Origin of the sequence: Nocardia sp. NPDC059154, assembly GCF_042755705.1 — a bacterium.
Taxonomy (GTDB): domain Bacteria; phylum Actinomycetota; class Actinomycetes; order Mycobacteriales; family Mycobacteriaceae; genus Nocardia.
Genome location: NZ_JBHZCS010000032.1, coordinates 85,040 through 106,170 on the forward strand (window position 1 = coordinate 85,040; position 21,131 = coordinate 106,170).

Below are 21,131 nucleotides of genomic sequence, written 5' to 3' on the forward strand. Positions count from 1 at the left end.
GCAATCGGTCGTGCACTCACGATCAAGCATAGGTCTTGGAGAACCGTCAGAGTTGTCTTCGTCACACGGGCAGGGGCGCCCCGAATCCGGGCCCACCTGCCATTCGATTCTCAGGCCGAGCCCGGCGATGCCGGAGCTTCGGCGCATATCGGAAGGAGCAGCCGTGAGCGATCGGCGTCCGGTTGTCGTCTACGGTGCCAGCGGTTCGACCGGCCGCTTGGTTGCCGAGTATCTGCGTGAGTACAGCATTCCGTTCGTGGCCGCCGGCCGGAACAAGGCGCGCATCCAGGAGGTCATGGACAAGGTCCCGGGTATCGAGACCGCCGACTATGAGATCGCGGAGGTCGACGGCTCGGTGGAGTCGCTGACCGAGCTGTTCGAAGGCCGCCAGGTGGTGTGCAACGTGGTGGGGCCGTTCCTGCGTTATGCCCCGGTGGTGCTGGAGGCGGCCGCGCGGGCCGGTATCCACTACCTCGACACGGCGGGCGAGCAGTTGCACATGCTGCGCGTCCAGGAGGAGTTCGGGCCGCGATTCGCCGCCAACGGGCGCGCGGTCTCCACCGCGGTATCCATTCAGTACGCGCTGCACGACATCGCCGCCCGTATCTGCTTGGAGACCCCCGGCGTCGACACTCTCGAACTCGGCTCCTACGCGACCGCTATTCCGACCGTGGGTTCGACCCAGTCGATCTTCGATGTCATTCGGGCGCAGGCGCACTACCTCGAGGACGGGCAGCTGAAGAAGTACGACGGCGTCGTCGTTCAAGACCTGGTCGTGCCGGGTACCGGCCTGGTGCTCAAGGGCACCAACTGGGGTGGCACGGCCATGCCGGTGTTCTTCCGCAACGATCGTCGCGTCCGCAACTGCCGGATGTATGTGGCAATGCAGAACCAGGACATCTGGAAGCGGGTCCTCGATGTCGAGCGCCTGTTCAAAGTGTCGCTGCAGTGGCTGCCGGAGGAGACGCTCTACCCGGTGCTGGACCGTATGGCCGCCACGATGACCCCTGACAGCCCGCCGCGTGAGAACCGGCAGATTCAGCGCTCGGTCGACTGGTGTACCGCCCGTGGCAATATCGCCACCTCGCGTGTGGTCATCCACTCCAGCACCGGCTATCAGATGACGGGACTCGTTCAGGCCTACACCGCGATGCGACTGCTGGGTGACACCTACAACGGAAACGGATTCCATTCTCCGGCAGAGCTTGTCGGTCACCGCGAGCTCATGGGTGCGCTCGAATCCTACGGCTTCGCACGCATCACCGAAGAAAGCGTCGCGTGACGATGACCGGCGCTGCCGAACCGGTATGGATCATCGGAGTGGGCATGACCCGATTCGGTGTGCGGCCGCAGGCATCGGTCAAAGACTTGACCCGCGAGGCCGTCACCGAGGCGATGTCCGACGCCGGACTCGAACTGGGCACGATAGAGGCTGCGTACTTCGGCAATACCTGCCAGGCGGTGCTCGAAGGCCAGATTGTGGTGCCCGGGCAGATGGCCTTGCGCAGCATGGGCTTTCAGGGCATTCCGATCGTGAATGTCGAAAATGCCTGTGCGACAGCCGCGAGCGCATTGCACCAGGCGGTGATGCATGTACGGTCAGGTGCCGGTGACGTGGTGCTGGCTGTCGGCACGGAGAAGACGAACATCGACGACAAACGAAAGATGTTGAGCGTCTTCGAAGGTGGCGTCGACGTCCACGACTCCGAAGGTGTGCGGCAGATACTGCGCGAACTCGGCGGCGAGGTGCCGGCCGAGGGCGAGGCGCCGCGCAGCATGTTCATGGATATCTATGGGGCGCTCGCCCGTTCGCATATGAGCGCCTTCGGCACCACCAGGGAACAACTGGCGTTGATCGCGTCGAAGAACCACGGTCACGCCGAGCACAATCCACTCGCGCACTTCCGGGCGCCGATGTCCGTCGAGGCGATCCTGGCCGCACGCGTCGTGACCGAACCGCTGACGGTGCCGATGTGCGCGCCGATGACCGACGGCGCCGCCGCCGCGATTGTGTGCAGCACGGCGGCCATGCGCCGCCTCGGAGCCACCCGGCCGATCAAGGTGCGGGCCGCTGTGACTCGAACCGGAACCGTTCGCGCGCTGTCGGATTGGGATCACGGCGTCAGCCGCCTGGCGGCCCGCCTCGCCTATGAGCAGGCGGGAGTCGGCCCGGGTGACGTGGACGTGGCCGAGGTGCACGACGCTTCCGCCTTCGGGGAATTGCTGCAGACCGAGATGCTCGGTCTGTGTGAGATCGGTACCGGCGGCAAGTTCGCCGAATCCGGCGCCACCACGCTCGGCGGCCGGCTGCCGGTCAATCCCTCCGGAGGGCTCGAGTCCAAGGGCCATCCGATGGGAGCCACCGGCCTGGCACAGGTGTACGAGCTGGTGCAGCAGCTGCGCGGCGAGAGTGGCAAGCGTCAGGTCCCGGGCGCGCGTATCGCGCTCGCGGAGAACGGGGGCGGCATGTACGGCGGGGAGGAAGCCGTCGCCGCAATCACCATCCTGAGTGCGTGACTTGCGCACGGTTAGTGGAAACAACGGAGTCACAATGGATTACAAGACCCTGAAGGTGCGTCGCGACGGGCGGGTGCTCTACGTCGATTTCGACAACGCGCCGCTGAACCTGATGACCATCGAGATGGTCGGCGAACTGTTCGACCTGGCCGGAAAGCTGATCTTCGACCCGACCACCGGGGTAGTCGTGTTCGGCAGCGCCAACCCAGAGTTCTTCATCGCGCATTTCGATCTGAACGACCTGTTCCGGGCGATGAGCGACCCCAGCGTTCCGCAGAGCAAGTACGACGACATCAATGTCGTGCAGGCGCTGACAACCATGTGGGAGGCGGTGCCGCAGGTCACCATCAGCTTGGTCGACGGCATGGTGCGTGGCGGCGGACTGGAGTTCCTGCTCGGTACTCATATCCGCTTCGCGACCCCGGAGAGCAAGTTCGGCTTCCCTGAGACCAGCGGTGGATTCCTGCCCACCGGCGGTGGCACCACGCGTCTGGCTCTCCAGGTAGGCCCGGCTCGCGCACGAGAGATCGTCCTGTCCGCTCGCGACTTCGACGGTACCGAGGCCGCGGCCTACGGGCTGGTGAACCGCGCCCTGCCGAAGGACGAAATCGTCTCCTACGTAGCTGATCTCGCGCAGCGGATCGCGGCCCGCTCGCCCGGTTCGGTGGCGGCGGTCGGCGAGGTGCTCAAGACCGTCTACGAGAGCGCCGTCGATGCCCAGTTCGCTGGTTTCCGTGTCGAGAACAACGCCATGAAGACGCTGCTCACGATTCCGGCCGTGCAGGAATTCCTGCAGGGGCTGGCCGCGCTCCAGGACGCCGAGAACGAACGCGACCTCCCGGCCGCCATCGCGAAATCGCTTGCCGCCGTGGCCAAGTAGAGGAGGCAGGCACATGACACAACAGCTCGGAAATGAAGTCCGCGCATCGGTGCGGCCCGGTTTCCCGCACGTGGAGCTGTCCGGCTTCGAGGTGCTCGGCGATGACGAGCGTGCCGTGCAACAGGCACTGCACGGTTTCGCACGCGAGGTGATGCGCCCGGCCGGCGTCGTGCTCGACAGGATGACCGCGCAGGATGTGGTCGCGCACGGATCTCCGTTCTGGGAGTTCCTGCAGACCGCATCGACATCCGGAATCGAATTCGACACCACGATCGAAGGCGTGCCCCCGGCGACCATGGGTCGACTGCAGGCCATCGCGGTGGAGGAACTCGGCTGGGGCGATGCCGGTTTGGCCGTGACGCTCGGCGCCGGCGCCTTCCCGAAGATGATGGCCGCCCGCGCCGGCAACCAGGAGCTGGTCGATCTGTGCACGGGCAAGCTCGGCGCCTGGATCGGCACCCAGCCCGACCGCGGCTCCGACGGCTTGAGCCTGTATCCGAGCGAACGACACGCCAACGCCGCACAGGGCAACAAGGGCAATCTGACGGCGCGGGTCTCCGGCGGCGACATCGTGATCAACGGCCAGAGTTCGGCGTGGGTGACCAATGGCCCCGTCGCGCACGTCGGCTTGCTGACCATTGCCGCCGACTACGGTGAGGGCTTCTTCGACGAGGAGGGGCACCCTCGCGGCGTGGAAGTCATCGTCCCGCTGGACCTTCCTGGCGTCAGCCGCGGTCGGCCGCTGGAGAAGCTGGGCAAGCGCGCCCAGCCCCAGGGCGAGATCTTCTTCGATAACGTGAAAGTGCCGGTGCGATACGCGCTGTCGCTGGGTGACGACTATTGGCGCGGGCACGCCGGGACCTGGTCGTCGGCTGGTGTCGCGATGTCCCAGATCATGACCGGTCTGGCGCGTGCCGCCCTCGAGCACGCCGTCGAGTACACCCACCAGCGTCGCCAAGGTGGTGCGCTGCTGGCCGACCATCAGCTGGTGCAGTACCGGCTGGGCATCATGGCCCGCAACGTCGAGACCATGCGAGCAGTCGCACGCCGGGCCACCGACTACACCTTCCTGTCACCGCAGAAGCACCCGTACTACACGGCCTCGGCGAAGGTCACCACGACCGAACTCGCCTTCGAGGTTGCCGACGAAGCATTGCAGCTGTTCGGCGGTTACGGCCTCACCAAGGAATACCCGATGGAGAAGCTGTTCCGCGACGCGCGCGCCGCGCGCATCGAGGATGGTGAAAACCATTTGCTGACAATGAAGTTCGGCTCTCTGAACTCGATGCTGCACCGCGCTGGAAAGCTACATCCGTAGCTCGCCGAGAAGGAAGTATTCATGGCAATCACCGATTTCTTCGATAGAGGCTGGCGCGCTCACCCGGAGGGTGTGGCGTTCATCGCCGGCGATCGCAGCTACACCTACGCCGAAATCGGCGAACTCTCCTGTCGAGTCGCGAACGCACTTCTCGCGCAGGAGCTTCCGCCGGAGACGAAGGGCGCTGTACTGTCCGGCAACGATCCGCTGGCCTGGGCGTGTGTCCTCGGGCTGTGGCGGGCCGGGCTGGCGTGGGTGCCGGTCAATCCGGCCAACCCTGCGGAGGAAACCCAACGGCTGTTGTCCGGTTTCGACTGCGAGGTGCTGTTCTGCCACGAACAGTTCTTGCCGCTGGTGGCCAAGCTGCGCCCAGAGCTCGAGCAGCTGCACACGGTGGTCTCGCTCGGTTCGGACGGCGAGACGGCGGCGTCGGCCGATGCGCGCCTGCTGGAGGGCTTTCTCGACGGCGTGTCCAGCGCTCTCCCCGACTACATTCCAGCACCGGACGCCGTCGCGGGAATCATGCCGACCGGCGGCACGACCGGAGCTCCGAAGGGGGTGATGAACACCCACCGAAGCCTGACCGTCAGTGCCGTGCACCAGATGCTCGCCGCCCCTTATCCGGCGGCTAAGCAGATCGTGAACCTCGTTGCCGCCCCGATGACGCACACGGCGGGTACCCTCACCCTGCCGTGCACCGCCCGGGGCGGAACCGTCGTCGTGATGACCAGGCCCGATCCGGTCGCACTGCTCGACCTGATCGAAAAGCACCGCGTCACCGAGCTTTTCCTGCCGCCGACGGTGATCTACCGGCTGCTCGAGGTTCCGGGCGTCGAACAGCGGGACTTCTCCTCGCTCGAGTATCTGATGTACGGCTCGGCCCCGATGTCGACCGAGAAGCTGCGCCGCGCGATCGAGGTGTTCGGGCCGGTGCTGCATCAGGGATACGGCCAGACCGAGGCCCCGTCCGGCATCGCGTTCCTGCGCCCGGAAGATCACTTCCGCAACGGCGAAATCGCGGATGACACCAGGCTTTCGGCGGCCGGGCGACCGGGCCCGATGGTGCGGGTGGAGATCCTCGACGCCGACGGGAAGATGCTGCCCACCGGAACACCCGGTGAGATCTGCGTGCGCGGTGACTTGGTCATGAAGGGTTACTACAAGGCCCCCGACAAGACCGCCGAAACCATCATCGACGGCTGGCTGCACACCGGCGACATCGGCTACCTCGACGACGAGGGCTTCCTGCACATCACCGACCGCAAGAAGGACATGATCATCTCGGGTGGCTTCAACGTCTACCCGAGCGAGGTCGAGCAGGTCGTTTGGTCGCATCCGGCCGTGCAGGATTGCGCCGTGATCGGGGCGCCGCACCCGGATTGGGGCGAGGCGGTTACAGCCGTAGTGGAGCTGAACTCTGGCGCCGAGGTTGCCGAGGAGGAGCTCATCGCCTACTGCCGGGAGCGCCTGGGCGGTATTCGCACGCCGAAGAGCGTGGTCTTCGTGGCCGAACTGCCCCGCAGTGCCAACGGCAAGGTCCTGAAAAAGGATGTACGCGAGCCGTTCTGGCGCGAGCACGCGCGGCAGATCTGACCACGTGGCCCGTCGTGGCCCCACCCGGAATCGAGGACGGCAATGAACACAATGACAGCTGCGCGGTACCACTCCGACACCAAGATTTTTGCGCTCGAGCAGGTCTCGATCCCGGAGCCGGGTCGAGGCGAGGTTCTCGTGCGGGTCGAGGCGTGTGGGATCTGCATGTCGGACGTGCATCTGATCGAGGGCCTGCTGCCGCCCCCGATTCCGGACGTCACCCCGGGCCACGAGGCCGCCGGCACCATCGCTGCGATCGGGCCGGACGTGCCCGATCGCTGGAAAGATGGTGCGCGAGTGGTGCTCACACCCGGCAGGGCGTGTCGGCGCTGTGAGAACTGTGTACGTGGAATGGGCGCCGATGCCTGCACCGACCTTCAGGTCATGGGCGCCTATTACGACGGGGCCTGGGCGCAATACGTGGTCGTCGGATACGAACAGCTCGTCGCGGTGCCGGAAAGCATCCCGCTCGCGCAGGCGGCCATCCTCGCCGATGCGGTCACGACTCCCTATGCCGCGCTCGTGGACACCGCCGCGGTCGGCCCGTCGCGATCGGTTGGTATCTGGGGACTCGGTGGTCTCGGTACCCACGCTGTGCAGATCGCTCGGCTGGCGGGGGCCGCACCGATCATCGCCCTCGATCCGGTACCGGCCACTCGCGAGCGCGCCCTGCGCCTGGGCGCGGATATCGCATTGGACCCCACCGACCCCACGCACCTGGATGAAATACGGCGGGTGACAAAAGGTTCCGGGCTCGACATCGCGGCCGAATTCGTCGGCGTGAACGCCGTGCGGGCACAGGCCGTGGCCGCGCTGGGCCAGGGCGGTAAGGCGGTACTGGTCGGCTTGACGCCCGAGCCGATCACGCTGGCGGACCCGTTCACCTTCCAGCTGCGCATGCAGGAGGTCCGCGGGCACCTCGGCGGAGGACTACGGCACCTGGAGGAGCTGGTCGAGCTGGTCGAACTGGGACGACTGGACGTCTCCGGCTCGGTGACTGCCACCATGCCGCTGACCGACATCGCCGACGGCATCGCCCAACTGAATGCACGCCAGGGCAACCCGGTTCGCCTGGTCGTGTTGCCCCAGGCCTGAGAGGAATCATGCAGCGCTCTATCTACGACGACGATCACGACGTATTCCGCGATTCGGTGCGGGCGTTCGTCAGTCGAAACCTGGCTCCGCGTCACGAGCAGATGTTGGCGGAGAAGACCGTGCCGCGCGATATCTGGAAGGAAGCCGGTGCACAGGGGCTGCTCGGTCTGAGCATCCCGGAGGAGTACGGCGGTGCGGGTGCCGACGACTTCCGATTCAATGCGATTGTCGCCGAGGAGATCTCGGCCTTCAGCTTGGGTGTGGCCTCATGTCTGAGTATTCACTCGGATGTCTGTCCGCCCTACTTCGTCGAGCTCGGCACCGAGGAACAGAAGCGACGATGGCTGCCCGGCATGGCCGCGGGCGAGCTCATTTGCGGCATCGCGATGACCGAACCCTCCGGCGGCACCGATCTGGCCGCGCTGAAGACCACCGCGGTCCGCGACGGTGACGACTGGGTGATCAACGGTGCGAAGACCTTCATCACCAATGGTTTCCAAGCTGACCTGGTGATCGTCGCGACACGCACCACGCCCGGTGGCGGGTCCAAGGGCATCACCCTGTTCGTGATCGAGGACGGTACACCCGGGTTCACCCGCGGACGCAAGCTGGACAAGGTCGGCCAAGACGAAGCGGACACGGCCGAACTGTTCTTCGACGGGGTCCGGGTGCCCAACGCCAATCGGCTCGGTGAGATCGACCGCGGGTTCATCTCGATGATGCACTTGCTGCCGCAGGAACGGTTGGCGACCTCGGTTACCAACGTCGGGAGTGCTGCTCAAATCCTGAGCGAGACAATCGAATACGTCAAGCAGCGGCGGGCTTTCGGTCAACCGGTCGGTGCATTCCAATACAACAAGTTCACCATCGCCGAGCTGGTCACCCTGATGGACGTCACGACGGCGTTCCTCGACGACCGCATCATGGCGCATGTACGCGGGGAGCTCACCGCTATCGATGCCGCGAAGGTCAAATGGTGGTCGGCGGACGCTCAGAACCGGGTCCTCGACCAGTGCGTCCAGCTGCATGGCGGCTACGGATTCATGAACGAATACCGGGTCGCCCGCGCCTGGCGCGACGCACGGATCACCAAGATCTGGGCCGGCACCAACGAAATCATGAAAGAACTCATCGGCCGCGATCTCGGCCTCTAGGAGTAGAAATGTCGCAAATCACTTCCCCTGCCCTGATCAATCGCCAGTGGCGTCTGGTGAACCGTCCCGCCGGTGACGTCGAGCCGGACGACTTCGGATACCACGAGACCGACATTCCCACCATCGGTGATGGCGAAGTGCTCGTGCGCACACTGTATTTCGGATACGACGCGAGTCAGCGGATCTGGATCACCGACGACGGCGGCTATATGCCACCTGTTCAGATCGGCGAACCGATGCGCACGATGGGCATCGGGCAGGCCGTCGCGTCGAACGATTCCGCCTACGTGGTCGGTGATTTCGTCGAAGGATTCATGAGCTGGCAGGACTATGTGGTCGCACGCAGCGACGGGCCGATGCCGTTGCGAGTACTGCCGCTCGCCGACTATCCGCTGTCATGGAATCTCGGGGTCTTCGGCGTCGGCGGACTGACCGCATACTTCGGCGTCGTCGACGGTTTGAAGGTGAAGCCCGGTGACACCGTCGTGGTCTCGGCCGCCACCGGTGCCACCGGTTCCCTGGCAGGGGCGATCGCGAAGGCGCTCGGTGCCAAGAAGGTGATCGGTATCGCGGGTGGCCCGGACAAATGCCGCTGGGTGGTCGAGGAGGCCGGGTACGACGCGGCCATCGACTACAAGAACGACGACATCGCCGCCCGGTTGCAGGAATTGTGCCCGGACGGAGTCGATGCGTACTTCGACAATGTGGGCGGCGAAATGCTGGATACGCTGCTGCTCCACATGGCCCCTCTCGGGAGGGTGCTGATCTGCGGTGCAATGTCGTCCGGCTATACGGATGTGGAGGTGCCGGGGCCGAAGAACTACATGCGGATCTGCACCCACCAGCTGACCGTCCAGGGGATCCTGCTCTTCTTTTACCGTGACCGCCTGGCCGAAGGCGCGGCCCAGCTGGCCGAATGGGTGGCCGAGGGTCGCCTGCACGTCGAGGAGAACATCGTCGAGGGATTCGACAATGCGCCTGCACTGCTGCCCACCATGTTCAGTGGCAAGAAGCCGGGAAAGCTCGTCCTCAAAGTAGCCGATCCCGCCTGAGACTCGTTCGCAGTAAGGAATATTCGTGTCCACACCAGTAGCTGTCATCACCGGTGCCGCCAGCGGAATCGGGCTCGAACTCGCTCGCCGGTTGGCTCGGACCCACCGGGTGGCCCTGCTCGACATCGACGGTGCCGCCGCGGAACGGGCCGCGGCCGAGATCGGTGACGCGGCCACCGCCGTCCCCTGCGACATCGTGCGATCCGATTCCGTCGCTGCGGCGGTCGCCGCCGTTATCGAACGATTCGGCCGGATCGATGTGGCCGTGTCCAATGCGGGCATCGGAACGGTCGGCGCGGCAAGGCATCTGGATCCCGATGTGCTCGCAGTCCAACTGGATGTCAACCTCACCGGCAACTGGCGATTCCTGCACGCCTGCCTGCCTCACCTTGCCGTCAGCCGCGGTTACGTGCTCGGCGTGGCCTCGGCGGCCGCGATCATGAGCCCTCCGGGCGAGGCGTTCTACGGTGCGAGCAAGGCCGGCCTCGAGGCATTGCTGAACACCCTGCGAACCGAGGTCGCCCATCTCGGAATCGACGTCGGTATCGCCTATCTCATGTTCATCGACACCCCGATGGTGCGAGACGGGGATCGTGAGCACGCCGATCTGGCGCGGATGCGCCGGAAGCTTCCCGGTGCCGCGGCCAGGACCTACCCGGTGGCGATGGCGGCCGACCTGCTGGCGCGTGGCGTGAACGGCCGTGCCCGGCGCGTCTTCGTACCGCGCTCGCTGCGTATCCAACACGTGCTACGGGGCGTGCTGTGGTCACTCATCGATCGACCGTTCCGCCGCATCGCAGTTGAAGTGGATGCTCTGACCGAGGCCAAGGTGCGTGAAAGGGGCGCCTTCGCAGCAGGTTTCAGCCGAGGAGCGCTGGTCGCGCAGCAGCGCCGAGTGGACGGTGCCGCCACGGATTAGAAAGATTCGTGTCGACATCGATAGCTGTCATCACCGAATCCGCCAGCGGAATTGGGCTCGAACCCGCCCGCAGCGACTACGCGTTCCGAACCTGTGCACACGCGAAACCCACAGCGCTGCCGCCATATTGAATGGCGGCAGCGTTTGCGTGAATCGGCAACCTGATCTGCGCGGTGGGACAAGCGGAGCTCGGTACGACGCTGGAAGAGTTGTATGCATCACAAGGCAGGGGTGCCTGAGATCGGGCTCACCTGCCGACCGGTCCGCCCCCGCGGCCGGTGCGGCGTTCACGCCCTTCTCGGGAACCGAGCCCAGCGATGACGGCATACGGATCCAGCGGGGAGATACAAATGAAGAAGCTGTCCATGACCGACGCGTTCATGCTGGCGGTCGAGACCGCAACACAGCGGCTGGAGATGGCCTCGGTGTCGATTCTGGCGCCCAGCAACGGGACTGAGCAAATTACGCGGCAGCTGCTTCACGACCGGATCGACGAACGCATGCATCTCGCGCCGATTTTGCGGCGCAAACTCGTGAATGTGCCATTCGGGCTGGACTTTCCGTATTGGGCTGATGAGCCGAGCCCTGATCTGAACCACCACGTGCGCGAGGTGAGGGCGCCGAGTCCGGGCGACGACCGTGCGCTGGCCGAGCTGGTCACCGAGATCGTTTCCCAGCCACTGGATCGCACGCGTCCACTGTGGGAGTTGTACCTGATCACCGGGCTGGAGGGAGGCCGCCGGGCCATCATGTTCAAACTGCACCACGCTGCGGTGGACGGTATCTCGGGCCTGCGCGCGCACTCCGTGCTCTTCGATCAGCCGCTTCCGACCCCTCTGCGGCACCCTGCGATGCCGCCCGGCGAGCCCGTGCCCTCCAATTGGGATTTGCTGACCAAAGGGTTGTCGAGCCTGCCCGACCAGGTACTTCGTGCAGTACGCGGCGGGGCTCGGTCGGTTCCCTACCTTGATCACCTCATGCCGTTCCGGGTCGTGCCAGGTGCGGGAACTCTCTCCGGCACCGTGCGCAGGGTGGCTCGGTTGAGCCGAATCGCAGCCGGGGGAGACGGTCTCGATACGCCGAAACTGCGTGTGCCGGGCACGAGGTGCGATCGTCCGCCGCTCGGTCAACGCCGATGGGCGTTCACCCGTGTGCCGCTCGACGAGGTCAAGCGGTTGAAGGCGCACTACGGGGTCACCGTGAACGACGTCATTGTGGCCACCACGGCGGGTGCCGTTCGCGACTGGTTCACCGAACTCGGCGAACTTCCCGACGAGCCGCTGGTCGCACTGGTGCCGATGTCGGTGCGCTCCGCCGACGCCACCGAAGACGGCAACCACGTCCAAGTGATGCTGGTCGAGCTGCGAACCGATGAACTCGATCCTGAATCGATGCTGAGGCGTACACATCAGACGTTGCGTCTTGCAAAGGCCCGCCAACATGCGGTCCCGCTGTCGGCAATCGAGGGTGCCAACGATCTAGTGCTGCCTGCGCTGTTCCTGCGAGCCTCACGAGCGGCGTCCCGTCTCGCCGGCCTCACGGGGGCGACCGCGAATGCCGTGATCTCTAATGTGCCCGGGCCTTCGGGACCGGTCGCGGTTTTCGGTGAACGAGTCGAAGCCATCTATCCGGTGGGAGGTGTGGTCGAAGGGTTCGGATTCAGCGTCATCGTCTTCAGCTATGACGGAGAGCTGAATGTGGGATTCGTGGTCGACGCGAGCGCCGACGCCGATCCATGGCAGCTCGCGCATGCTTACGACCGCAGCCACCGGGAGCTGCTGAAACTGGTGCGGTAGGGCACCCGCGGCCCGGCGACTACGGTCGCCGGGCCAAATCTATTCACGGGCTGCGCATCCGAGCCCCTCGATTCATGGCAGGTCGGTGCAGTCTGACGGCGCTGGGGCACCGCTCAACAGCCGCATGATCCAGTCGCGCGCGTCGATCATCGCAGGCAGATCGGCGAGGCTATGGCTGAGACCGCTGCTCGGCAGCAGGGAGGGCACCGAATCGATCGCGGTCAGCTGCACTGTGGCACCGCGTGCACACCACTGCTGCGCGAGGCGGCGCACCGGCTCGAACGGCATGACGTCGTCTGAGGTGGAGTTCATCAGCAGCACCGGCATATCCGGTATTGCGCCGCCGAGCCGCTGCTCATCAACTATTTCGCCCAGGAGTGGTGAGTTGGCGATCCACTCACTGAAGCTCATTGCGTTGGAAGTGAATTCGTTCGATGGATGCCAGCCGAAGCGTAGTGTCGTTTCGGGGATGCACATTCCGGCCGCCGCGCGCAGCATCGCCCAACCTGCATCGTTGAGCATTCTGTCGATCTCGGGACGGATCTGTGGGTAGTCGGCGTATACGCCGTTGAGGAAGTACCCGATCAGTCCTGTGGCGCCGCCCGCCCCGGCGAGGGGGCCGCTATCGATGGATCCGCCCGCGAAATTGGCGCGCAGGTCTGCGGGAACGCCGCCGGCGTAGGCGCCGACGATATTCAGGTCGGGGGCATATGCGCTGTGGAGCTCGGCCGCAGCAGCGGACGCCTGCCCACCCTGCGAATAGCCGAAGAGCACGATCGGTGTTCGCTCCGTGATCTCCGCGTCCGGCAGATTCCTTGCGGCCCGGGCGGAATCGAGCACCGCGTGGGCCTCGGCGAGCCGATTGACGTAATCGTGCACCCCTGGCATGCCCAATCCGTCATAGTCCGTCATGACGACTGCCGCTCCGAGCGCCAGTAGCGGGTACACGGTGGTCGCCTCGTATGCGGTCATGAAGGGCGGCTGGTAATGCGCGAGATCGCCGAACAGCTTCGACGGAGCGCACTGGGGACCTTGGCCAACGGTGCCTGGTGCCACGACAATCAAAGGCCGAGGTCCCGGCCCGCGCCAGGATGCGATCGGTTCGAAATATGATCCTGTCACCGCGAGCGGATCGCCGTGAGTGTCATTGCTGCGATACATGATTCGTAGTGCGGTGGCCGCCTCGAGCCCGCTGTCACCGATCGCAGGCACTGCGGGTGTGAAGGCTTCGGAACGGATTATCTGTCCGGGCTCCGCTGGTAGTTGTGCCGGTGGATCGTAGAAGTCGCCGCTCGGCCGGGCGGCTGCAGTGCTCGCGACCGATACCGCCATAACGGCCGCGGCCACGAAAGATGCCGCTATTCGCCTGCGCAATCCCATGGTTGCTCGTCCTCTCCACGGCGTGCGCTGCCCGCACGCCACGAGAACCGATACGTCTCCACCCCGTGATGTGGCGCCGGTCACTCGCCGCGCCCACCACTTTCACCGCTGCGCTCACGACGCGCTTGACCGAGAGCGCAGCGTCACTTGTCGATCTGTGCACTGGGCGATCAACAACCAGCGAGTCGAATTTCAGTCGATGAAAATTCCTCTGCCGGAGGGGAATTCACGATTGGCGGCTCCGCGGAGCGCGATCATGTCCGTCGTTCCGGGCCGGATGTGCTTCGATCGCTCGAAGTGGCTGCTAGCCGGCCACTTCGGAATCCGCGGCTATCCGCGTCGTCAGTGAACCCAGCCGGTCCACGGTGACCGTGACGGAATCGCCGGGGGCCAAAGCCGGATGCGCATCGCGGCCCTTCCGGCCCCACAGCTCTGCGAGACATCCGCCGCCGCAGGTGCCCGATCCGAGCACGTCTCCAGGTTTGACCCAGGTACCGCGGGAGGCATGCGCCACCATCTCGCCGAACGAGAAGTGCATTGACGCCAACGTGTCCTGGCCTATAGCGGTGGCGTTTATCGACGCGGTCATTGCGAGATCGAAGGATGTGCCCGATCGTGCCGACTCCAACTCGTCCGGGGTGACGAGCGCGGGCCCGAGCGTGGTGGCGGTATCTTTCCCCTTGACCGGACCGAGTCGAACCTGCATTTCGTCGAATTGGAGATCCCGCGCCGACCAGTCGATCATGACGGTGTAGCCGGCGATGTGGTTCTCGCCTCGCTCGGCTCGGATGTTGCTGCCTGCCCGACCGATGACGGCGGCGACCTCGAGTTCGAGATCGAATGCGTGGCTGCCGGGTGCGATCGGTACGGGGTCGGCCGGGCCGATCACCGCGTAGGGGTTGGTGAAGTAGAACGCGGGGGCGCGGTACCACTCAGCGGGGATCGCCGCTCGGGGGTCGGTCAGCTTCATGACCCCTTCCAGATGGCTTTCGAACGTCATATAGTCGCGGACGGTTGGTGGCTGCGGGATTGGTGAGCGCAGTGTCACCTCCGAGACGGCGCGTACCTGGCGTGGATCGGCCAGGGCTCGGCGGCCTGCTTCGTGCAACCGCTCGCCGTCGTCGCCGAGTAGGTCGATCAATCGAAGTCCCGGTTCGAGGGCGAAGGCGTTGTTGTCTTCGAGTACGGCTACTCGCTCGCCGTCAGTGGCGTGTACATAGGTGATGTATCGCAATGTGGAACTCCTGTACCGATTTCCGTGATCAGACGTGGCAGCGCAGAGGGCCTCCGTGGAATGCCACCGCATCGGCGAAGGCGGCTGCCGGATCGAGATCGGTGCCGTCGGCGTCGCAGTAGGCGCGATGGAGGTTGAGCACGATCCGTTCCGGGTCACCCCAGTGTCCGAATGCGCCGAGGTCACAGTTGCGGGCAGACTCCAGCGGTGTCCAGCCCTTTGCGCGGCCCTCGCAGGCTGTGTCGAGGACGAAACGGTAGTACCGGTCGTGTGCGTCGAGAACCCCGCTGAGCTCAGTGCGTTCGATGATCGGACCGTGGCCGGGAACGACCACTGCCGGTTCGAACTCGGCAATCCAGGTCAAAACCCGACGGGCCCCTTCCATCGATCCCATGAATGCCAACGGAGTGACCTCGTTGAACAGCAGGTCACCGGCGAACAGAATGCGTTCATGCGGCAGCCAGGCGATCAGGTCGCCGCTGGTGTGTGCGTGATATCCGGGATGTTGGACGATGATCTCGCGGTCACCGGCGAACAGTGACAGCGGACCGTCTGCGATTACATCAGGGAGCCGATGGCGGTCGATCCCCCAGTGCGGCATGGGATTCCACACCGGTGGGGGAGCGGTCAGTACCGTGTCGGATGCTATGCCGTCCCGGGTCTCCCGGTGACCGATGATCCGCGCAGTGTCCGGGAGAAGAGCATTGCCATGGGTGTGATCGCCGTGGACGTGGGTGTTGATGGCCGCGCGAACGGGCGTTCCGGAGGTTGCGGTGTCGACGGCGTTCAGAAACGCGTGTGTGCGCTCGGCGGTGGCGCAGGTATCGACCAGCACGACACCATTGCCGCCCGCGATTGCACCGGCGTTATTGATCCACCAGGAGCCGTCGGGTTGTATCCAGGCGTAGACACCGCGGCGCAGCTCGGTGAGTTGGCCGCCGGGCGTTCCGAATTGGGATGCGGTACTGGTGTTCCGTACTGCTGCAATGGATTTCGTGACGTCGCTCATGACAGCTCCGCTCGCAGCCAATCAAGAATCCAGGGCATCAGGTCACCGAGACGCTCTGCGGCGCAATGCGATGCGCCGGGGACCAGCCGGGCGATGGTATTCGGGCGGTCTTCCAGCACGGTCGTATCCGCCGTCGGCACATGCTGGTCGAGGTCGCCGTTGACCGACAACAGTGGGATCGGATCGGCTCCCCAATTGTCGAGCAGCCCCTGGGTGCGCAGGGAGAACGACGCCATGGTTTCGACGAGTTGCGCGGGGCTGGGGGCAACGTCCAGCCGAAGCGAATTGCCGAAGATTCCCGCCATACCGAACCGGAGGGCGGTGACGTTCTCGGCGGAGAACGCCGCTTCCACGAGGCCGCCGATGCTGACGGCCGCGTCCACACGTCGGGTGAGTGCGAGCTTGGTGGTCCAGTGCCCACCGAAGCTGAAGCCGATGGCTCCCACTTTTCGGCTCGCCGGGAAACGTTTGCGCAGCCAATCGATAACCCCGACCAGATACAGCTCGCCGTCGGGGCCGTTGGGTACCAGCGACTCGCCGGTGCCGGCCATGTCGACGGTTGCGATCCGAGCGCGCACTGCCTGCGCGGCGCCGACGGCGGTGCGATGCAGTTCCACCTTCCAGGTGTCGACGCCGCTGAGGGCCAGCACGAGGGGTGCGTCGTCCGGGAGATCCGTGGGCTGGTACAGGTGTGTGGCCACCGGTACCGACGATGCCCGGAACGGCACATCGACGGAGTGGCGTTCGAACGCGACCGGAAGGTGCTCGGCCGCAGCGAGATAGGTGCGGAGCTGGTTGTCGTATGCACGTCGATGTGAATCATCGGCCAGGACAGGGAACTTCGCGACACCGTAGAGCAAGGCTGCCGACAGTGGATCGCTGTCCTGTTCGGCCTGCGTTGCGGCTGCGGACCATTCGTGTGCCCACCCTCCAGGGCCGTCCAGCCACATGTTGGTGATGCGGCCGCGTACCTGTTGAACCACCCCGGGCTGGACGCCCTGACCGATCCATTGAGCTGCGCGTTCATCGATCAACTCTTGCGCGTCGATGGGGAAGGTGAATGCCATGGTGAACCTCCGGACCTGCAGCCGCGGACCTCGTTCTCGCAGCCATGCCCGAAGTGTATGCACACAGAGTGCATGCATGCACTAAGAGTGCAAATTATGCTTACGGAAGATCGACGACAGGAGAGCGAGTGAGCGAGCGGACCGATCCCACGGCCATGTCGGCGCGAGCCGTGGCAGAAGGACCCCCAGCCGACCGTCGCGATCGGCGTCGCCAGGAGATTCGCGACCGGATCCTGTCTTCAGCATTGGAGCTATTCGCAGACCAGGGGTATGCCGCCACCACCGTCGACCAGATCGCTGCTCGCGCTGACCTGGCTCGCCGCACGGTGTACAACCATTTCGCGCGAAAGCAGGACATGCTCGCCGTGTGGGCCGCCGATCGCCGCGCCCTGGCTTCAGCATGGCTTGTCGATGGTGCGGACCGGGAGTCGGCGCGGGACCAATTGGCTTTGCAATTCGAAGCATTAGCGCATGCGAATGAGACCGACCCGCGCATGGCCAAGGTCCTCGCCATGGGCTGGCTCACCGAACTGGGCACCTTCGAAGGCCCCTTCCCGGTCTTCGAGTCGTTTGTGGTGACTATCCGGAACGGACAAGCATCTGGCGAATTCGAGCCATCGCCCGAGGCCGAGATCGTCGCCGAGGTCCTGTCCGCCTGTTACACGGACACCCTTCAACGCTGGCTCCAAGCCGCTGAGCACAGCCGCATCCCGTTCCCCCTTGCTCCCGCCCTGCACGCCAAGCTCGGCTTGATCCTCGATGGTTTGGCCCGCAACGTGAACGCTCGCCCGTAATGCACTCTTGCGCGGGACGCCCCTCGCCTCCGCGGCTACTGCTCATGTGCGGTTCGAAGCCACGATCATGACGTCGCAGGTTTGAGCTGGCCTGACCATGCAACCCCCTCCGGCTACTTGTCGGTCTCCGACGGGTCGACCGGCGATATTCTTGGGGTGAGGTGTAGTCGATGAGCGACGTCGATCCGTTTCCGACGCAACGCGACGTATCCGGTTCGGTCGTGGCGGAACTAGCGATGGCTGGGTTCGACGATGCCGAGGAGATCGGCCGTGGTGGTTTCGGTGTTGTCTATCGTTGCACGCAGGGTTCGCTGGACCGGATCGTGGCGGTCAAGGTGCTCACCGCCGATCTCGACGAGGACAATCGGGCGCGCTTTCTCCGCGAGCAGCGTGCGGCGGGCAGGCTGACCGGGCACCCCAATATCGTCAATGTCCTCGAGGCTGGTGCCACCGATAACGGTCGCCCCTTCATCGTCATGCCCTACTATCCCCAAGGCTCTCTCGACGCGCGGATCCGCCATCACGGACCGCTCCCGCTGCAGGAAGCGCTCCGGCTCGGGGTGCGGATGGCCGGGGCCTTGGAGGCTGCACACCGCCGCGGGGTGCTCCACCGTGACGTCAAGCCCGCGAACATCCTCTACAACGACTACGGCGATCCTGCGCTGACGGACTTCGGAATCGCCCATATTGCGGGCGGATTCGTTACTGCCACCGGGTTTCTGACCGGTACGCCGGCGTTCACTGCTCCCGAGGTGGTGGCCGGCGAGCCGCCGAGTCCCGCGACGGATATTTACGGTCTGGGTGCGACATTGTTCGCTGCGGTCACCGGTCATGCCGCGTTCGAACGACGCAGCGGTGAGCAGTTGGTGGCCCAATTCCTCAGAATTACGGCCGAGCCCGCTCCGGACCCGCGTGAGCACGGCATTCCCGAGGATGTCAGCACCATCATCGAATGTGCCATGTCCAGCGAGCCGGCGGGTCGCCCCTCAGCGGCAGAATTGGGTGAACAACTCCAGGCATCCCAATTTCGCCATGGTTTCCCCGTCGATGAGATGGGTCTGGCCACGAGGTCCGAAGCAGAACATGCGGCAGGACGCCCGAAGTCCTCCTCGGCAGGGCACGTGTCCCACCGCCATCCGCCGTCGGGGTCGGGCCGAATCGGTGGGCTTCCGCTGGAGCTGACCAGTTTCGTTGATCGGAGCGCAGAGCTGATCGAGGCGAAGAATTCGTTGTCTACCTCGCGATTGGTGACGTTGACCGGGATCGGTGGGGTAGGAAAGACCCGCCTGGCGGTGCGGGTTGCCGCCACCGTGCAACGCGATTTCCCCGACGGCGTGGCCTTTGTGGAGCTGGGCGACTTACGTGACGCGTCACTGTTGGCCGGTGTGGTGGCGGGCGCACTGGGATTGGGAGACCGCGCCGCGCGGCCGGTCGACGAAGCGCTCGTCGATTTCCTCGCGCCGCGGAAACTGTTGCTTGTATTGGACAACTGCGAGCAGTTGGTGGATAGGGTCGCGACGCTCGCTGAATCGCTGCTTCGCACGTGTGCCGGCCTGCGGATTCTTGCGACGAGCCGTGAGCCGATCGGCCTCGGCGGTGAAGCGGTGCTGCCGATTCCCCCGCTGTCGATCCCTGACCCCGATCAGCTATCCAGTGGCCTGCCCCGAAACGACGCGATGACACTTTTTGCCGAACGTGGTCGCGCGGCTGTCGCGGGGTTCGAGCTCACCGAGGACAACAAGGTCACCATCGCGCGAATCTGTCAGCGGCTGGATGGGTTGCCGTTGCCGATCGAGCTGGCGACGGCCCGGCTGCGGGCGATGTCGCCCGAGCAGATCTTGCAGCGGTTGACCGACCGCTTCGCATTGCTGACCCGCGGCAGCAGGAACGCTCCGTCGCGGCAACAGACCCTGCGCATGTGTATCGACTGGAGTTACGACCTGTGCACCCCGGCCGAACAACAGCTGTGGGTGCGGCTGTCGGTGTTCGCCGGAAGCTTCGAACTCGATGCGGCGCAATACGTTTGTGGCGATGGCCTCACGGCACAGGATTTCCTGGACACGGAAGCCTTCCTCGTCGACAAATCGATCCTGACACGGCAGGAGGCGGGTGTCGCGGTGCGGTTCAGAATGCTCGAGACCGTGCGTGCATACGGCCTCGAGAAGGCCCGAGCGTCGGGCGAATACGTTGAACTCTGCCGCCGCCACCGAGACTGGTACGAGAAGCTCGCCCTCGACGCGGAAGACGATTGGGTCAGTCCCCGGGAACTCGAGTGGATTACCAGGTTCGGTCGGGAGCTACCGAATCTACGGCAGGCGATGGAATTCTGCGTGTCCGACAGCCCCGAAATCGGAACCCGGATCGCCACGACTCTCTTCCCCTTCTGGCACTCTCACGGTTCGATCACCGAGGGCAGGCGCTGGCTGGACCGATTTCTGGCCTGCCAGTCGGACCAAGCTACCGTCGACCGCGCCGCTGCGCTCTGCCTCGGTGTCTATATGGCCGGAATGCAGGGCGACATTGATGCAATGGCCGCTCCGATGCGTGACGGGCACGCGCTCATCGACCGGACCACCGACCCCTTGGCCCACGCACATATAGACCTTGCCGACGGACTTCTCCATGTGTTCCGCGGGAATCCTTCCGAGGCGAGTCCGCATCTCGAGAAAGCCGCCCAGGTATACGCCGAAAGGGACGTCCTCGCCTTCCTGCTCATGGCGTTGGGCGTCCTCGGGCTGACGTACTTGCTGCTCGACGACACGGAGAAGTCGATCGAATGCTACGAGCGCGCGCTTGCGATCACCGAGACGCGGGGAGAATCTGGGTTCCGGTCGTACATGCTGTGGGCGCAGGCGATTGTGGTGTGGCGGCAAGGTGATCACGCCCGAGCGATTCGACAACTCGGGCAGGCTCTCGAGGCAGGACGTAAAGTCCAGGACCGCCTGAACGCGACCTTGTGCATGCAAGCTCTGGCATGGATTGCCGCCGACAGTAACGATGCTCAACGAGCGGTGGTTCTCACGGCAGCCGCGGAGCGGCTCAGCCAGTCGGTGGGGAGTCCGCCGGTGCTCTTCCCGGACCTGCTCGTCTACCAAGACGAGTGTGAACAGAAAGTCCGCCAGGCGATGAGTGAGCGAAGCTTCGCCGCGGCTCGCCGGAAAGGTGAAGGGCTCAGTTTCGACGCTGCTATGGACTACGCGCTCGGCGAACACATCTCGACTACGCACGACAAATCTCCCGACCCTCCAGCGGACGACCCCGACTCTTGATCACCGCCGGCGCGGTCGCCGAACTACTCAACCGCACGGTTGTGCCGGGCAGCG

The 21,131-nt window shown here is 64.9% G+C and carries 16 protein-coding genes; 12 read left to right on the top strand and 4 right to left on the bottom strand.

Annotated elements, in window-relative coordinates; translation table 11 throughout:
- Window positions 1-163 precede the first annotated feature (163 nt).
- From ACFXN1_RS26505 to ACFXN1_RS26550, 10 genes are all read left to right on the top strand, one after another.
- On the top strand, window positions 164-1,282 hold the full coding sequence (locus tag ACFXN1_RS26505; RefSeq protein ID WP_379439097.1) for a saccharopine dehydrogenase family protein: 1,119 nt from the start codon (window positions 164-166) through the stop codon (window positions 1,280-1,282).
- 2 nt (window positions 1,283-1,284) lie between these two features.
- Window positions 1,285-2,517: a thiolase family protein gene (locus tag ACFXN1_RS26510; RefSeq protein WP_379439156.1), complete on the top strand. Its 1,233-nt coding sequence runs from the start codon at window positions 1,285-1,287 to the stop codon at window positions 2,515-2,517.
- A gap of 34 nt (window positions 2,518-2,551) precedes the next feature.
- The gene (locus tag ACFXN1_RS26515) at window positions 2,552-3,397 is read left to right on the top strand and encodes an enoyl-CoA hydratase/isomerase family protein (protein ID WP_379439096.1); all 846 of its coding nucleotides are present in this window, start codon (window positions 2,552-2,554) and stop codon (window positions 3,395-3,397) included.
- A gap of 13 nt (window positions 3,398-3,410) precedes the next feature.
- Window positions 3,411-4,715 carry an acyl-CoA dehydrogenase family protein gene (locus tag ACFXN1_RS26520; RefSeq protein ID WP_379439094.1) on the top strand — a complete coding sequence of 435 codons (1,305 nt, stop codon included), beginning with the start codon at window positions 3,411-3,413 and terminating at the stop codon, window positions 4,713-4,715.
- Between the two features lie 21 nt (window positions 4,716-4,736).
- On the top strand, window positions 4,737-6,308 hold the full coding sequence (locus tag ACFXN1_RS26525; protein ID WP_379439093.1) for an AMP-binding protein: 1,572 nt from the start codon (window positions 4,737-4,739) through the stop codon (window positions 6,306-6,308).
- Window positions 6,309-6,350: 42 nt separating this feature from the next.
- Window positions 6,351-7,403 carry a zinc-binding dehydrogenase gene (locus ACFXN1_RS26530; RefSeq protein ID WP_379439091.1) on the top strand — a complete coding sequence of 351 codons (1,053 nt, stop codon included), beginning with the start codon at window positions 6,351-6,353 and terminating at the stop codon, window positions 7,401-7,403.
- Window positions 7,404-7,411: 8 nt separating this feature from the next.
- Entirely contained in the window at window positions 7,412-8,557 is a 1,146-nt protein-coding gene (locus ACFXN1_RS26535; protein ID WP_379439090.1) for an acyl-CoA dehydrogenase family protein, read from the top strand.
- Window positions 8,558-8,565: 8 nt separating this feature from the next.
- Window positions 8,566-9,609, top strand: coding sequence for an NADP-dependent oxidoreductase (locus tag ACFXN1_RS26540; protein ID WP_379439088.1), 1,044 nt, complete (start codon window positions 8,566-8,568; stop codon window positions 9,607-9,609).
- Window positions 9,610-9,634: 25 nt separating this feature from the next.
- Window positions 9,635-10,528 carry an SDR family NAD(P)-dependent oxidoreductase gene (locus ACFXN1_RS26545; RefSeq protein ID WP_379439086.1) on the top strand — a complete coding sequence of 298 codons (894 nt, stop codon included), beginning with the start codon at window positions 9,635-9,637 and terminating at the stop codon, window positions 10,526-10,528.
- 365 nt (window positions 10,529-10,893) lie between these two features.
- Window positions 10,894-12,324 carry a wax ester/triacylglycerol synthase family O-acyltransferase gene (locus ACFXN1_RS26550; RefSeq protein ID WP_379439085.1) on the top strand — a complete coding sequence of 477 codons (1,431 nt, stop codon included), beginning with the start codon at window positions 10,894-10,896 and terminating at the stop codon, window positions 12,322-12,324.
- A gap of 72 nt (window positions 12,325-12,396) precedes the next feature.
- Here ACFXN1_RS26550 and ACFXN1_RS26555 read toward each other — a convergent pair whose 3' ends face one another.
- From ACFXN1_RS26555 to ACFXN1_RS26570, 4 genes are all read right to left on the bottom strand, one after another.
- Entirely contained in the window at window positions 12,397-13,704 is a 1,308-nt protein-coding gene (locus tag ACFXN1_RS26555) for a lipase family protein (protein ID WP_379463689.1), read from the bottom strand.
- A 304-nt stretch (window positions 13,705-14,008) separates the two neighbouring features.
- Window positions 14,009-14,938: a fumarylacetoacetate hydrolase family protein gene (locus ACFXN1_RS26560; RefSeq protein WP_379439082.1), complete on the bottom strand. Its 930-nt coding sequence runs from the start codon at window positions 14,936-14,938 to the stop codon at window positions 14,009-14,011.
- Window positions 14,939-14,966: 28 nt separating this feature from the next.
- Window positions 14,967-15,947 (bottom strand): MBL fold metallo-hydrolase, encoded by a 981-nt coding sequence (locus ACFXN1_RS26565; protein WP_379439080.1) that lies wholly within the window; start codon window positions 15,945-15,947, stop codon window positions 14,967-14,969.
- Window positions 15,944-17,014 (bottom strand): alpha/beta hydrolase, encoded by a 1,071-nt coding sequence (locus tag ACFXN1_RS26570; protein WP_379439078.1) that lies wholly within the window; start codon window positions 17,012-17,014, stop codon window positions 15,944-15,946. The genes ACFXN1_RS26565 and ACFXN1_RS26570 overlap by 4 nt, the downstream gene beginning before the upstream one ends.
- Before the next feature lie 155 nt (window positions 17,015-17,169).
- Between ACFXN1_RS26570 and ACFXN1_RS26575 the strand changes: the two genes are divergently transcribed.
- Window positions 17,170-17,808: a TetR/AcrR family transcriptional regulator gene (locus tag ACFXN1_RS26575; RefSeq protein WP_379439077.1), complete on the top strand. Its 639-nt coding sequence runs from the start codon at window positions 17,170-17,172 to the stop codon at window positions 17,806-17,808.
- A 170-nt stretch (window positions 17,809-17,978) separates the two neighbouring features.
- Window positions 17,979-21,077 carry a protein kinase gene (locus ACFXN1_RS26580; RefSeq protein WP_379439075.1) on the top strand — a complete coding sequence of 1,033 codons (3,099 nt, stop codon included), beginning with the start codon at window positions 17,979-17,981 and terminating at the stop codon, window positions 21,075-21,077.
- Window positions 21,078-21,131: the final 54 nt, after the last annotated feature.

Bases quoted from the DNA above. Each gene is read 5' to 3' on its own strand.
- ACFXN1_RS26510 (WP_379439156.1), top strand. From the start codon at position 1,285: ATGACCGGCGCTGCCGAACCGGTATGGATCATCGGAGTGGGCATGACC.
- ACFXN1_RS26515 (WP_379439096.1), top strand. From the start codon at position 2,552: ATGGATTACAAGACCCTGAAGGTGCGTCGCGACGGGCGGGTGCTCTAC.
- ACFXN1_RS26520 (WP_379439094.1), top strand. From the start codon at position 3,411: ATGACACAACAGCTCGGAAATGAAGTCCGCGCATCGGTGCGGCCCGGT.
- ACFXN1_RS26525 (WP_379439093.1), top strand. From the start codon at position 4,737: ATGGCAATCACCGATTTCTTCGATAGAGGCTGGCGCGCTCACCCGGAG.
- ACFXN1_RS26530 (WP_379439091.1), top strand. From the start codon at position 6,351: ATGAACACAATGACAGCTGCGCGGTACCACTCCGACACCAAGATTTTT.
- ACFXN1_RS26535 (WP_379439090.1), top strand. From the start codon at position 7,412: ATGCAGCGCTCTATCTACGACGACGATCACGACGTATTCCGCGATTCG.
- ACFXN1_RS26540 (WP_379439088.1), top strand. From the start codon at position 8,566: ATGTCGCAAATCACTTCCCCTGCCCTGATCAATCGCCAGTGGCGTCTG.
- ACFXN1_RS26550 (WP_379439085.1), top strand. From the start codon at position 10,894: ATGACCGACGCGTTCATGCTGGCGGTCGAGACCGCAACACAGCGGCTG.
- ACFXN1_RS26555 (WP_379463689.1), bottom strand. From the start codon at position 13,704: ATGGGATTGCGCAGGCGAATAGCGGCATCTTTCGTGGCCGCGGCCGTT.
- ACFXN1_RS26565 (WP_379439080.1), bottom strand. From the start codon at position 15,947: ATGAGCGACGTCACGAAATCCATTGCAGCAGTACGGAACACCAGTACC.
- ACFXN1_RS26570 (WP_379439078.1), bottom strand. From the start codon at position 17,014: ATGGCATTCACCTTCCCCATCGACGCGCAAGAGTTGATCGATGAACGC.
- ACFXN1_RS26575 (WP_379439077.1), top strand. From the start codon at position 17,170: ATGTCGGCGCGAGCCGTGGCAGAAGGACCCCCAGCCGACCGTCGCGAT.
- ACFXN1_RS26580 (WP_379439075.1), top strand. From the start codon at position 17,979: ATGAGCGACGTCGATCCGTTTCCGACGCAACGCGACGTATCCGGTTCG.